General features: G+C 72.4%; 11 protein-coding genes. 7 read left to right on the forward strand and 4 right to left on the reverse strand.

The window, feature by feature from the left end; all coding sequences use genetic code 11:
- Window positions 1–120 precede the first annotated feature (120 nt).
- Together FH608_RS45600 and FH608_RS45605 are read left to right on the forward strand one after the other, a co-directional pair.
- Complete coding sequence (locus FH608_RS45600; protein WP_226900487.1) at window positions 121–966, forward strand: RNA polymerase sigma-70 factor; 846 nt, start codon at window positions 121–123, stop codon at window positions 964–966.
- A 36-nt stretch (window positions 967–1,002) separates the two neighbouring features.
- On the forward strand, window positions 1,003–1,764 hold the full coding sequence (locus tag FH608_RS45605; protein WP_139637427.1) for an SDR family oxidoreductase: 762 nt from the start codon (window positions 1,003–1,005) through the stop codon (window positions 1,762–1,764).
- A gap of 32 nt (window positions 1,765–1,796) precedes the next feature.
- Here FH608_RS45605 and FH608_RS45610 read toward each other — a convergent pair whose 3' ends face one another.
- Window positions 1,797–2,369, reverse strand: a complete 573-nt coding sequence (locus FH608_RS45610; protein WP_193319001.1) for a TetR/AcrR family transcriptional regulator — start codon at window positions 2,367–2,369, stop codon at window positions 1,797–1,799.
- A 78-nt stretch (window positions 2,370–2,447) separates the two neighbouring features.
- Between FH608_RS45610 and FH608_RS45615 the strand changes: the two genes are divergently transcribed.
- The 5 genes from FH608_RS45615 (at window position 2,448) to FH608_RS45635 (ending at window position 10,776) form a co-directional block, all read left to right on the forward strand.
- Window positions 2,448–4,097 carry an FAD-dependent oxidoreductase gene (locus FH608_RS45615; RefSeq protein ID WP_139637430.1) on the forward strand — a complete coding sequence of 550 codons (1,650 nt, stop codon included), beginning with the start codon at window positions 2,448–2,450 and terminating at the stop codon, window positions 4,095–4,097.
- Window positions 4,094–5,575 (forward strand): ATP-binding protein, encoded by a 1,482-nt coding sequence (locus FH608_RS45620; RefSeq protein ID WP_139637431.1) that lies wholly within the window; start codon window positions 4,094–4,096, stop codon window positions 5,573–5,575. The genes FH608_RS45615 and FH608_RS45620 overlap by 4 nt, the downstream gene beginning before the upstream one ends.
- 97 nt (window positions 5,576–5,672) lie before the next feature.
- A complete protein-coding gene (locus FH608_RS45625) occupies window positions 5,673–7,391 on the forward strand; it encodes a serine/threonine-protein kinase (RefSeq protein ID WP_193319002.1) in 1,719 nt (572 codons plus the stop codon).
- 307 nt (window positions 7,392–7,698) lie between these two features.
- Complete coding sequence (locus FH608_RS45630) at window positions 7,699–9,564, forward strand: CHAP domain-containing protein (protein WP_139637433.1); 1,866 nt, start codon at window positions 7,699–7,701, stop codon at window positions 9,562–9,564.
- A gap of 54 nt (window positions 9,565–9,618) precedes the next feature.
- A complete protein-coding gene (locus FH608_RS45635; RefSeq protein ID WP_139637434.1) occupies window positions 9,619–10,776 on the forward strand; it encodes a PucR family transcriptional regulator in 1,158 nt (385 codons plus the stop codon).
- 13 nt (window positions 10,777–10,789) lie between these two features.
- On the opposite strand, the gene FH608_RS45640 is transcribed toward FH608_RS45635, so the two are convergent.
- The 3 genes from FH608_RS45640 to FH608_RS45650 form a co-directional block, all read right to left on the reverse strand.
- Window positions 10,790–11,767, reverse strand: a complete 978-nt coding sequence (locus FH608_RS45640; RefSeq protein WP_226900488.1) for an alpha/beta hydrolase — start codon at window positions 11,765–11,767, stop codon at window positions 10,790–10,792.
- A 118-nt stretch (window positions 11,768–11,885) separates the two neighbouring features.
- Window positions 11,886–12,191, reverse strand: a complete 306-nt coding sequence (locus FH608_RS52130; protein WP_193319003.1) for a hypothetical protein — start codon at window positions 12,189–12,191, stop codon at window positions 11,886–11,888.
- A gap of 49 nt (window positions 12,192–12,240) precedes the next feature.
- Window positions 12,241–13,143 (reverse strand): LLM class flavin-dependent oxidoreductase, encoded by a 903-nt coding sequence (locus FH608_RS45650; protein WP_139637435.1) that lies wholly within the window; start codon window positions 13,141–13,143, stop codon window positions 12,241–12,243.
- Window positions 13,144–13,228: the final 85 nt, after the last annotated feature.

Genomic DNA, 13,228 nt, shown 5'->3' on the forward strand with positions numbered 1-13,228 from the left:
CGTCCCGGCTTTTCCAGCCCGCGGGTCGTCACATCCCACCGGTCGAGGCCGAGGAGAGGTGGCGCGCACCTGGTGGCCCCGGCATGCCACCCACCTGGGTGACCGGGCATGATTCCGGCTGTGGAGTTCGAGGAGTACCGCCCCATGCTGCTCGGGCTGGCCTATCGCCTGCTCGGCAGCATGTGGGACGCCGAAGACGTGGTGCAGGAGGCCTGGCTGCGCTGGGAGGGCGCCGACCAGGACGAGATCAGGGAGCCGCGGGCGTTCCTGCTGACCGTGGTCTCGCGGCTGGCGATCGACCAGTTGCGCTCGGCACGGGTCAGGCGGGAGGCGTACACCGGGCCGTGGCTGCCCGAGCCGGTGATGACCTCGGAGGCGGGTCCGCTGGACACGGCGGAGCTGCGCGACACGGTGTCGTTCGCGACGCTTCACCTGATGGAGCGGCTGTCGCCGCCGGAGCGGGCGGTGTTCGTGCTGCGGGAGGCGTTCGAGCTGCCGTACAACGAGATCGCGGAGATCGTCGGCTCGTCCGTGGCCAACGCCAGGCAGTTGCACCACCGCGCGTCCGCGCGGCTGGCCGAGGGGCGCGACCGGTTCCGGCCGTCGGCGCAGGACCACACCGAGCTGCTGACGCGGTTCATCGACGCGGCCTCGGGCGGCGACCTGGCCGCGCTCGCCGAGCTGTTCCACGAGGACGTCGTGGCCTACAACGACGGCGGCGGCAAGGTCAAGGCGGCACTGCGGCCCCTCCAGGGCCGGCGCAAGGTGGTGGGCTTCCTGGCCGGGCTGCTCAAGCGCTACGAGGTCAGGGACGCGCGGCTGATCGACGTCAACGGCTGGCCGGCGGTCTGGGCGGTGATCAACGGCTCCTCCCAGGTCGTGGCCATCGACATCCGCGACGGGCTCATCAGCGGCGTCTACAGCGTGCTGAACCCGGACAAGCTCGCCCGTGTCACCTCCGCCTGAGGCCGCGGCGCGCCGTCACGATCTATAGTCGCCCCTATGGATCTCGGCATCTCGGGCAAGGTCGCCCTCGTCACCGGAGGCAGCGCGGGCATCGGGCTCGCGGCGGCCAAGAGCCTCGCGCGGGAGGGCTGCGACGTCTGCGTCAGCGCCCGCAATCCGGACAAGCTCGCCGACGCCGTCGTGCAGCTGCAGGAGTACGGCAAGGTCGTGCACGCCGTGCTGGCCGACGTGGAGGACCCGAGCGCCGCCCGGCGGGTGGTCGAGGAGACGCGCGACGTGCTCGGCCCGATCGACATCCTGGTGGCGAGCGCGGGCGGGCCGCCGGCCGGCCGCTTCGACGAGACCGGCCTGGCCGACTGGGACGTCGCCGTCCAGCGCAACCTGCTCGGCACCGTGCGTTTGATCCACGCCGTCCTGCCCGAGATGCGCTCGCGCGGCTGGGGACGCATCGTCACGATCACCAGCAGGTCGGCCAGGGAGGCACTCGACGGCCTGGCGCTGTCCAACGCCATGCGCTCGGCGGTGGCCGGCGTCGTGCGCACCCTCGCCCGCGAGGTCGCCGGCGACGGCGTGCTGGTCAACAACGTGATGCCGGGCCCCATCGACACCGACCGGCTGCGGGAGCTGGCGGGCGACGAGCAGGCCCTGGCCGAGCGGGCCGCGGCGGTGCCGATCGGCCGCATCGGCGAGGCTCAGGAGGTGGGGGACGTGGTGGCGTTCCTGGCCAGCGAGCGGGCCTCGTTCGTGAACGGCATCTCGATGCTGGTGGACGGCGGCGAGAGCCGCGTCATCGCCTGACCCTCGACGAGGAAGCCTCGTCGAGGGGGGGGTCAGCACCTGACGATCGTGCCGACCACCGCCGCCGCCCACGGCTTGTCCTCCTGGGGCAACTCGACGAAGTACGACAGATTCGCCCGGTGGAAGCAGGCGCCCATCAGCATCGCGGCGGCGGCGTCGGGGTCGAGGCCACCGTCGAGGCGCCCGCCGCGCTGCTCGTCGCGCAGGATCCCGGCCAGTGCCTGGATCGGCAGGTGGGGGCCCATGTCGGCCTTGGCGAGCATGGACCTGAACCCGTCCAGGAGCGACGGGTCGGCCAGCACGCCCGAGGCGATGCCGGCCGCCCTGGCGTAGAACTCCAGCGCCTTCAGCGCGAACTCCGTCAGGTTGGCGGCCAGGTCGCCCTGCCCGGTCGCGAGGCGCAGCCGCGCCAGCGCGGGGCCGAGCGCGGGCAGCCGCTCCAGCAGGACGGCCAGGAACAGCTCCTCCTTGCCGGAGAAGTGCTTGTAGATCAGCGCCTCCGAACACCCGGCCTGCCGGGCGATGCGCCTGGTGGTCGCACCCGTGATGCCGAACTCCCGGATGGCCTGCTCGGCGGCGTCGATGATGCGATCGCGTGTGCGCATCCGCCCATGATATGAGCGCCTGTCCACCGACCCCGGAGCACATGACATCCTTCTTTTAGGGACCAGTGGGGAGAAGATATGGACAAGCCGGTCATCGTTACGGTGGACGACGACCCCGGCGTCTCACGGGCGGTCGCCCGCGATCTGAGACGCCGCTATGGCCATGAGTACCGGATTGTCCGCGCTGAGGCGGCCCGGGAAGGCATCGAGGCGGTCAAGGAGATGCGGCTGCGCGGCGACGATGTGGCCGCCATCCTGGCCGACTACCGCATGCCGCAGATGAACGGCGTGCAGTTCCTCGAGGCCGCCATGGACATGTATCCGTACGCGCGCAGGGTGCTGCTGACGGCCTACGCCGACACCGACGCCGCGATCCAGGCGATCAACGTCGTGGACCTCGACCACTACCTGCTCAAGCCGTGGGACCCGCCGGAGGAGAAGTTCTACCCGGTGATCGACGGGCAGCTCGACGCCTGGATGCGCACGGAGCGCGTCGAGCGGTCCGAGCTGCGGGTCGTGGGCGACCGGTGGTCGGCGCAGTCGTACAAGATCCGTGACTTCCTGGCCCGCAACCACGTTCCGTACCGCTGGATGCTGGCGGAGGACCCGGACGGCGCGCAGCTCGTGACGGCGGCCGGCGAGGGCTGCCACCTGCCGCTCGTCGTGACCTCCGACGGCGTCACGCTGGAGTCGCCCGACCAGGCCACGCTGGCCTCGGCGGTGGGCCTGTCGACCACGCCCGCCACCGACTTCTACGACCTCATCGTGGTGGGCGGCGGGCCCGCCGGGCTCGGCGCGGCCGTCTACGGCGCCTCCGAGGGGCTGAACACCGTGCTGGTCGAGGCGTACTCGTCGGGCGGCCAGGCGGGGCAGAGCTCCAGGATCGAGAACTACCTGGGCTTCCCCGACGGCGTCTCGGGGCAGCAGCTGGCCGACCGGGCGCGCAGGCAGGCGCTGAAGTTCGGGGCGGAGCTGCTGACCGCGCGCAAGGTGGTCTCGCTGGAGCCGCGCGGCCAGGCGCGGGTGGTCGGGTTCAAGGACGGCGGGGAGATCGCGGCGCACGCGGTGATCCTGGCGACCGGCGTCACCTACCGCCGCCTGGAGGCGCCGGGGCTGGACGACTTCGTGGGCCGGGGCGTCTACTACGGCGCCGCCCTGACCGAGGCGCCGGCCTGCCAGGACACCGAGGTCCACATCGTGGGCGCGGCCAACTCCGCCGGGCAGGCAGCGGTCTACCTGTCGGGATTTGCGAGCAAGGTCCATTTGTTGGTGAGGGGTGATGGTTTGGAGAAGTCCATGTCTCACTACCTCATCGAGCAGATAGCCGCGATCCCCTCCATCGAGGTGCACCTCCAGACGGAGGTCGTCGGCGGCGAGGGCGACGGCCACCTGGAACGGCTGCGGCTGTCGACCAAGGGCGAGACGCGTACGGTCGACGCGCAGTGGCTGTTCGTCTTCATCGGGGCCGAGCCGTACACCGCGTGGCTGGGCGAGACGATCGAGCGGGACGCCAAGGGCTTCGTGCTGACCGGTCCCGACCTGCTGCAGGGCGGGAAGCGGCCGCGTAACTGGCCGCTGCGGCGCGAGCCGTACTACCTGGAGACGAACGTGCCCGGGGTGCTGGCCGCGGGCGACGTGCGCGCCGAATCGATCAAGAGAGTGGCCTCCGCCGTCGGCGAGGGCGCGATGGCCGTCGCGCTCGTGCATCGCTACCTGGAGAAGCAATGACCGAAGCACCCAACAACGAAGCGCCCAACAACGAAGCGCCGGACGACGAAGCGCCGAACATCGACATCGACGAGCTCCGCAAGCTCTTCCTCTTCGAGCGGCTGGACGACGCGCAGCTCACCAAGCTCGCCGGCAGCGGCCGGGTGCGGTCGTTCGAGACCGACGAGATCATCCTGCGCCAGGGCGACCCGGCCGAGTGCTTCGCGGTGCTGATCGAGGGCGAGGTGCAGATGCTCAGCGAGACGGTCAGCGCCGGGACCGTCGCCATGCCCCGCACCGCGCAGCCCGGCGTCTACGGCGGCGCCACCGCCGCCTACCTCGGCGACCGCGCGCCGCAGAACTACCAGCACACGCTGCGGGCCACCGCGCCCTCGCGGATGTTCCTGCTGCCGGCCAAGAAGTTCGCCTACATCGTCGCCGAGTGGTTCCCGATGGCGATGCACCTGCTCGACGGCCTCATGTCGGGCGGGCGGATGCAGCGCGAGGCCATCGACCGGCGGCAGCGGCTGACCGCGCTCGGCACGATCACGGCCGGGCTCACGCACGAGCTCAACAACCCGGCCGCGGCGGCCGTCCGCGCGGCGAACGAGCTGCGCACGCTGGTCGGCACCTCGCGCCTCCAGCTCGCGTACCTCGCCGAGAAGGGCATCCCGCCGGAGAAGCTGCGCACGCTGATCGAGTGGCAGGAGTCCTGCACCAGCGCCCTCGGCCACCTGCCGCAGCGCTCGCCGCTGGAGATCTCCGACGCGGAGGACGAGCTGGGCACCGCGCTGGACGACCTGGGCGTCGCGGAGGCGTGGGACCTGGCGCCCGCGCTGGTCAACGCCGGGTTCTCGCACAAGGATCTGGAGAAGATCCGCGGCAAGGTGGGCGAGGAGCACACCCCCGCCGCGGTGCAGTGGCTCGCGCAGGCGATCGAGATCTCGCAGATGATCGACGAGGTGACCGAGGCCACCGAGCGCATCACGTCGCTGATCCGGTCGGCCAAGCAGTACTCGCAGATGGACCGGGCGCCGTTCCAGCAGGCCAACGTGCACGACCTGCTCGACAGCACGCTCGCGATCTTCCGGGGCAAGATCCCTCCGGGCATCAGCGTCGTCACCGACTACGACCGCACGCTGCCGCCCATCCCCTGCTACGCGGGCGAGCTCAACCAGGTGTGGACCAACCTCATCCACAACGCGCTCGACGCGATGGGCGAGGAGGGCACGCTGACGGTGCGCACCGCGTACGACGAGGACGAGGCGATCGTCGAGATCGGCGACACCGGCCCGGGCGTGCCCGACTCGATCAAGGAGCGGATCTTCGAGCCGTTCTTCACGACGAAGAGCGTGGGGCAGGGCACGGGCCTCGGCCTCGACATCTCGTACCGCATCGTGGCCGGGCGGCACGGCGGGGAGATCAAGGTGCGCTCGGTGCCGGGTGACACGTGGTTCGAGGTACGCCTGCCGCTGCGGGAGCCGACCCCGGCCGCGTAGCGTTCCCGGCGAAAAAGCCCGAACATGGGTAAGTCGTGACAACCCCCACCCCGGGTGAGACCGTCAAATCGGAGACGGCCGCTGATGGGGGTTGGACTTGGTCCCTGGTTACCGTGAAGTACGCCAGCTCGGCGCCGGACGCACCGGCCGTGTGTTCCTCGCCACCTACCAGGAGACCGGCGCCTACGTCGCGATCAAATATCTGAACGCCACGCTGCGCAGGGACACCGAGTTCATGGAGCGCTTCCGCTCCGACACCCACGAGCTGGTCGAGATCGACGACCCGAACGTGGTCAGGCTCTACGAGTACGTCGAGACCCCCACCAGGGCCGCCGTGGTCATGGAGCTCGTGGACGGCGTGTCGCTGCGCACGCTGCTGGCCGAGCACCGCGGGATCAGCCCGGAGGCGGCGCTCGCCGTGCTGAAGAGCACGCTGCTGGCCCTGGCCGCCGCCCACGAGCGGGGCGTGGCGCACCGCGACGTCAAGCCGGAGAACATCCTCGTCCAGGCGGACGGCACCAGCAGGCTCGCCGACTTCGGCATCGTCGTGCACGCCGAGGAGCCGGGCGTGCCGGCGGGCAGTCCGGCGTACATGTCGCCCGAGCTGTGGACGCGGGGCCTGGCCGGGCCGCCGGCCGACCTGTACGCGGCGGCGTGCGTGCTCTTCGAGGCGGTCAGAGGGCGGCCGCCGTACCGGGCCGTCAAGGACGGCGGGGAGCCGGACGTCCCGGCCGTGCGGGACGGGCACCTGGCGGAGCCGGTGCCGCTGGAGGTGGCGCCCGACGCGCTGCGCGACCTGCTCAGGCGCGGGATGGCCAAGGACCCGGTGGAGAGGTACGCCTCGGCCAGGCAGTTCGCGGCCGAGCTGGAGGAGGACGCGGTCGCCGCGTACGGGCCCCAGTGGGAGAAGCGGGGGCGGCGGCACCTGGGCGAGCTCGCCACGCTGCTCGCCCTGCGCTTCCCGCTGGCCAGGACCGAGCGCCCGACTGCCGGAGCCGCGCTCACCCTCCGGGACCGCGTGCTGCGCATCCCCCGTCTGCCGCCGCACTTGTGGGTCGCGGGGGCGACGGTGGTCGCGGTGGCGCTTACGCTCATGCTGTCGGGCGGGCGGCTGCCGCTCGGGCCCGGCGCGATCCTGATGCCTCCGCCCGAGACGACGCCGGCCGACCCGGATCCGGAGCCCGCGTCCGAGCCCGCCGACGCCGGCACGCCCAGCCGGACGCGCCCGGCCGCCACACCCCGGCGTCCCTCTTCCACCCCTTCGCGAGCGCCCGGCAGCCCCGCCCCTTCACGGACGCTCAGCGGCTCCGCGCCGCCGTCCCCTCCGGCGCCCCCGTCCCCCACGGCCCCGACCTCCGCGCCGCCGCGGCCCGCGGCCGTCCAGGCGGCCGGCATCGTGCGGTGGAGCGGCACCGCGGGGGCTGTCAGGGTCTCGGCGGACGGCACGGGGCCCGTACGGCTGCGCATCACGTTCACGCGGCGCGACGGGGAGGGCGGGCCGGCGAGGACGGTGCGCCAGGAGACCCGCACCTTACGGGGCAGCACGGCCTACACCAGCGACGTCACGAACGATTTCGGGAAGGTTTCGTGTGGTGAGCGGGCGTATGCCGGGATTGTCGTGATGACGGAGCCGGCGGCGAGCAACGGACCCCAGGTGAGCGAGGCCGCCGTGGACGGCCCGCCCTGCCCCACGCCCACGCCGACCTCCCGCTCCGCCACGCCGACCCCGTTGCCCACACCTGCCGCAACGGAGCAGTCGCTCGCGGGGACGCCGCAGCGGCCGGCCGCCTCGCCTTCCGGCGAGCCCTCACCCTAGGAACGGGCCGCCGGAGCCGATCAGGGCACAGGGCCTCTATGCCTCTCACCTGGGCACAAGATAGATCTTTTTGGATTAAACCACCTTCGCTTGGACATTTCTGGCAACATCTTTGACCAGCAGGTTCTTTGCCTACGAACCCTTGACGCTCCCTTGGTTCGTTCTTGACCTGCCGTACGGCGCGGTAGCCTCGCTCATCACGGAAGACGACAAGCCTCCGGTTTTGTCACAGAAGTCCCGGGTTCCCCCTTTACCCGGATTTGTGCTGATAAACCCGGTCTTGCCCGGAAGGTGCTCCCAAGCTTCCATGACGCCAGAGATGCAGAAGTTCATCGACCTCCTCGAGAGCCAGCTCGGCTACTCCGAGAGGGCCGGGGCGTACACCAAGTTCGGCAAGTGGTACGGCAAGCACGTCGAGTTCGACGCCGACTACACCTCCGCCCCGTGGTGCGACATGTACCTCTCGTGGGCTGCGCACAAGCTCGGGTACGAGGACTGGATGGGGCAGTTCGCGTGGACCGTCTCGCACGCGAAGTGGTTCAAGGAGCAGGGGGCGTGGGGCCACAAGCCCAAGCCCGGGGCGTTCGTCTTCTACGACTGGAGCGGCTCCAACGACATCGACCGCATCGACCACGTCGGCGTCGTCACCAAGGTCGTGGGCGACACGATCTTCACCATCGAGGGCAACATCGACGGCGGCCTCGCCAAGCGCAAGGAGCGCGACACGAGCAAGGTCGTCGGGTACGGCTACCCGGAGCGCATCAAGGCCCGCCTGGACGAGGAGGCGGCCCAGGTGGAGCGCGAGGCCAGGAAAAAGGCCGAGGAGCGGGCCGCGGCGCCGCCCGGCCCCGGCACCGATGTCGGCACGCTCGACCTGCCCGGCCACGAGTCGCTCTCGTCCCTGATCCCCCGCTCCCAGATCGAGGAGCCCGCCCACGCGCCGAGCACCGGCAGCTCCCCCGCCCCGTCCCCCAAGACCGCCACCGGCACCGGCACCGCGAGGGACGGCAAGCGCCAGTCCGGCTCTCACGAGTCCCGCTCCGAGCAGACCCAGCAGCGGCAGGCCGTGGCCGAGCAGCCCAAGAAGGCCAAGCACGCCAAGCCCACGACGGCCGACACCACGGCCGCGACCGCCGAACCCCTCCTCGCGAACGCCGACGCCTCGACCACCGGCCCCCTACCGGCCGTCCCCTCACCGACGCTCGTGGGGTCGGCGCTGGTCGCGGCACTGGCGCTGCTCGCCGTGGCCAAGACCCGCCGCCTTCGGATGGCCCCGGCCGCCGCCGGAAGCCCGGCACCCCGCTCCAACGCCAACCGCCGCCGTCGCCGCCGCACCGCCACCACCACCGCCGCGATGGTACGGACGAGCACCACGGGGGACGCCCCCTCGCGCCGCCGTCTCCCCGACACCGCCCCCTTCACGCCCACCTTCACCCCCGACCGACCCGCCACCCGAACCGGCCCGCTGGAGTCCGTCCCCGCGTTCGAGCCCTTCTCCGCGTTCGAGACCATCTCCGGCATTCGTCCACACGACCCCGCCACCACGGGGCCGGTCGAGATCGTGCTGGACACGGGACCGCTGGAGCGCTTCGTCGACACCGGCCCGTTCGAGCGCATCATCATCCCGGGGGCGACCAGCACCTTCGACGCCTTCGCCCCGGCGACCAGAGGCCTGGGCGACGTCCAGGCCGGCGACGTCCCGAACAGCGGCGTCCAGGGCGGTGGCGTCCCGGACATCGGCGTCACCTACCGGGGCCGTCGCCGCCGCCACGACCACCCGGTCGAGGAGTTTCCCTCATCCGACCTCCCCCTGCGCGGACGCCGCCACCGCCGCCCGGCGCCCACCCAGCAGGGCATCCACATCGGCGGCGCACAGAACATCCACGTCAGCGGCCCGCAGAGCGTCCACGCGGGCGCGGCGCAGAACGCCCACACGGGCGGCCAGGACCACCCTCTGACCGGCCGCCGCCACACCACCGCGTTCCCGCCGCCGCCCCGGCGCGAGGACGACCGCGAGCTGGTCGGCGCAAGCGCAGGCGCCCGATCCCAGCCGCCGCGGGCCACCTCAGGCCAGACGGCCCGCAGCGCTCCGGGCCAGCCGGGCAGACCCGGCCCAGGCCACGCCGCAACCAGTCGCCAGGGCCGGAGAGGACGGGGCCGGCACCGCGCCTGACACCCGCCTCGTGGACATGGTCCGGCGGCGGCTTCCGGGACATAGTCTGTGGCCATGCAGGGACTGCTGCTGCGCCTCTCCACACTCGACTCCGACGCGGAGAGCGCGGTGCGCGTCATCGCCTACTTCGACTCCCTGCTCCGCGACCACGTCAGCGTACCGGTGCTGATGGCCGCCACGGCGCGGCTGGCGCAGTGCCCGGTGGGGCTGCTCGACGCGGCCACCGGCCGACGCACCCGCACCTCGCCCCGCGGCACCGTCGACACCCCGGCCGCCGCGCCGGAGCAGGTCAGGGAGCTGTCGTCCGGGCTCGGGGCGGTGTGGATGGAGCGCGAGGGGCCGCCGCACGGGTTGGACGACATCGTGCTGGAGCGGTACGCGGCGGCGGCCGAGGTGACCCTGGAACGGGCGGCCGCCCTGGCGCGTTCGGGACGTGATCCCGCGCTGGTGGAGCTGGTCCTGTCGGCCGAGACCGGCGAGGCCGAACGCGCCCGTGCCCTGCGCCTGCTCGGTTTCGCCCCGTCCACCCCGCTCCAGGCTCTCGCGATCGCGCTGCCCGGCGAGGAGCCGGCCTCGGGCCTGCGCGCGATGGGCCACCAGGTGCGCGCCACGACGATCGGTGACACGGAAGCGGTCCTCGTGGCGACGACCCTGCCCGCCGGCGCGCGTGCGGGAACCCACTCCGAACCCGCACAGGCGGGGGGCGGTCAACGGTCGCCCGCGGGCTCTTGGCCGGGAATCGGCCCTCGGCCGGCCGGGGGGATCGAGCCTCAGCTGCCCGAGGGAGCGCGGGTGGGGATCGGGCCCGAGGTGCCTGGTGAGCGGGTGGCCGAGTCGTGGGCCGGGGCGCGTACGGCGCTGCGCTTCACGGGCCCGCACGACCGGGTGATGCGCTGGTCGGAGCTGGGCGCGCTGGCGTTGTTCGCCGGCCTTCCCGAGCAGGCGATCGCGGCCCTGGACGACGTACGGGCGGTGGCGCGGCTCGGCGAGGATGCCGTGGCGGCGGTGCGGGCACTGTGCCTGGCGGGCTCCGTACGCGGCGCGGCCACCGCCCTGCACCTGCACCACAGCTCGATGGCCGCACGCATCGCCCGCGCCGAGGCCGTGCTGGGGTTCTCGCTCGCCGACCCGGCCGGACGCCTGCGCGCCCACCTGGCCCTCGCCCTCACCCGCCTGCACGCGAACTCCGCCCCGGAAGCGCGCACGTCCTGAGCGCGCCGGCAGGTCAGAGCCGGTACGCCCGCTTGAGCGCGGCCAGCCGAGCCGCCCGGGCGCGCTTGCTGAGCGCGGCGTCCGGCACCATCATGTCGAACCCGTGGAAGCCCCCCGGATACAGGTGGAGCTCGGTTGACACCCCCGCCTGCGACAGCCGCAGCGCGTAGTCGACGTCCTCGTCCCTGAACACCTCCAGTTCCCCGACGTCGACGAACGCGGGCGGCAGCCCGGCCAGGTCGGTGGCCCTGGCGGGAGCCGCGTACGGGGACACGTCGTCGGCTCCGATCCGGTCTCCCAGCAGGGCGGTCCAGCCGAAGATGTTGGCGGTCCTGTCCCACACCACGGCCTCGGCGAACTGGTGGCTGGAGGGCGTGATGTTGCGGTCGTCCAGCATCGGGCAGAGCAGCAGCTGGAACGCCACCTCTGGGCCGCCGCGGTCGCGGGCCAGCAGGACGGTGGCGGCGGCCAGCCCGCCCCCGGCGCTGGCGCCGCCGACGGCCAGCCTGGAGGGGTCGATGCCCAGCTCGCCCGCCGATTTCGCGGTCCACACCAGCCCGGCGTAGCAGTCCTCGACGGGCGCGGGATGCGGGTGCTCCGGCGCCAGCCGGTAGTCGACGGCGACCGCCACGAGGCCGAGCTGCTCGACGTACGAGATCAGCATCGCGTCGTCCATCTCCGGCGCGCCGAGGATCATGCCGCCGCCGTGGATCCAGTAGAGCCCCGGCCGCCCCTCGCCGTCGCCGGCCGGGCGGTAGACGCGTACGCGCACGTCAGGGGCGCCGTCGGGGCCGGGCACGTGACGGTCCTCGATGACCACGTCGGTGTCGGGGGGCGGCGCGACGGTGAGGAACGCCCTCATCTGCGCCCGGTGCCCGGGCAGCGCCTCGGCGGTCAGGGTCGCCATGTCGAACGTCGGAGGCGGCGTGAGCTCGAGCGCGGCGCGGATCTCCGGATCGAGGTTGGGGTGGAACGCCATGAGATCTCCCATCTGCGGAGGTTACCCTTCGATGGTCGGAGCCGGTGCCGCGACGCACAACCGCCATCCGGCGGCCATTGCGCCTTTCAGGCCCGCCGTTCGGCGAGGCCGCTTTCCCTCAAGGACAGGTCTAGTCGGAGTCGTCGAGCTCGCAGGCCGGGACCCAGCCGGCGACGCCGGTGGTCGTGTTGCGGCCGTGGTGCCACAGGACGCTGTCGAACCACTCGCACTGGTACGGCTCCCGCTCCTGCGACCACTCCGACTCGAACCCCTCGCCGGGCTGGCCGAGGCCGACGGGGGTGGAACCGGCCCTGGGCTCGCTCCAGATGATCACGTCCCGGGCGCCGAAGTCGTACAGGAAGGCGGCCTGGGCGGCGTGGGACGGCGCGAGGGCCGCGAGCAGGACGGCCGCCACAGCGGCCCGCCGGATCCGCACCACCTCGCCCCTTTCGACACTCAGAGTAAAGCGACAAGCACACTGAGTGTCAATTCTGCAGGGCGGGCAGGACGTCGGCGGCGAGGAGCTCCAGCTGCTCCGGCTCGTCGACCATCGGGTCGAGCAGCACCAGGTCCGCCCCCGCCTCGATGACCTCGCGGAGCCCGCGTACGCACTCCTCCGGCGGCCCGGCGACGGCGATGCTCGCGTCCCCGTAGATGCGCTGGAGGATGCCCGAGATGCGCTGGTCGTCCCCGACCGAGACGTAGACGCGCTTGGCGATCCGGAAACTGCCGGGCTCGCGGCCGGCGCGGGCGAGCTCATCGCGGACGATGCCCACCTGCTCGGCGAACGCCGCCGTCGTGGCGCCGCCCGCGCCGAAGAAGCCGTCGCCGTGGCGGACGGCGCGCCGGACCGCCGCGGGCTTGTGCCCGCCGATCCACAGAGGCGGATGCGGCTTCTGGTACGGCTTGGGCTCCATGGCGGCGTCCACCTGCCAGAACCGCCCGTCGAAGCCGACCTTGGGCTCCGTCCAGCAGGTCTTCATCAGCTCGATGCCCTCGGTGAACCGCGACACCAGCCCCTCCGGCGACACCCCGAAGCCCGCCAGGTTGTCGCGGCCGCCCAGCGCGACGCCGACCTCCAGGCGGCCCCGGCTGAGCTGGTCAAGGGTGCTGATGCTCTTGGCGAGGTGGAGCGGGCTGTGCACGGTGCTGATGAACACCGCGCACCCGACGCGCAGCCGTTCGGTGCAGGCGGCCGCGTACGTCATGGCCTCCATGGGGCCGAGCACGGGCAGCGGCGCGGGCGCCAGCACGCTCTCGCGGGTCCACGCGCTGTGGAAGCCCAGCTCCTCGGCCCGGCGCAGGTAGTCGCGGAAGGCGGCGGGATCGAACGTCCCGTCGGCGTACTGCTGGGGGATCGAGACGGCGAACCTCGTGGTCTGTGTCATGTCTCACGGCATAGCGTTCATCGGTGCACGCGTCCAGCGCCCACCCGGGCCCGCCCCGGATCGGCACGGGCCCGGTCGGCAGAGA

It is taken from the genome of Nonomuraea phyllanthi (assembly GCF_006334985.2).
GTDB lineage: Bacteria > Actinomycetota > Actinomycetes > Streptosporangiales > Streptosporangiaceae > Nonomuraea > Nonomuraea phyllanthi.

What these genes read in the sequence shown, in the direction of transcription:
- FH608_RS45605 (WP_139637427.1), top strand. Translation starts at nt 1,003, where the DNA reads ATGGATCTCGGCATCTCGGGCAAGGTCGCCCTCGTCACCGGAGGCAGC.
- FH608_RS45610 (WP_193319001.1), bottom strand. Translation starts at nt 2,369, where the DNA reads ATGCGCACACGCGATCGCATCATCGACGCCGCCGAGCAGGCCATCCGG.
- FH608_RS45615 (WP_139637430.1), top strand. Translation starts at nt 2,448, where the DNA reads ATGGACAAGCCGGTCATCGTTACGGTGGACGACGACCCCGGCGTCTCA.
- FH608_RS45620 (WP_139637431.1), top strand. Translation starts at nt 4,094, where the DNA reads ATGACCGAAGCACCCAACAACGAAGCGCCCAACAACGAAGCGCCGGAC.
- FH608_RS45630 (WP_139637433.1), top strand. Translation starts at nt 7,699, where the DNA reads ATGACGCCAGAGATGCAGAAGTTCATCGACCTCCTCGAGAGCCAGCTC.
- FH608_RS45635 (WP_139637434.1), top strand. Translation starts at nt 9,619, where the DNA reads ATGCAGGGACTGCTGCTGCGCCTCTCCACACTCGACTCCGACGCGGAG.
- FH608_RS45640 (WP_226900488.1), bottom strand. Translation starts at nt 11,767, where the DNA reads ATGGGAGATCTCATGGCGTTCCACCCCAACCTCGATCCGGAGATCCGC.
- FH608_RS45650 (WP_139637435.1), bottom strand. Translation starts at nt 13,143, where the DNA reads ATGACACAGACCACGAGGTTCGCCGTCTCGATCCCCCAGCAGTACGCC.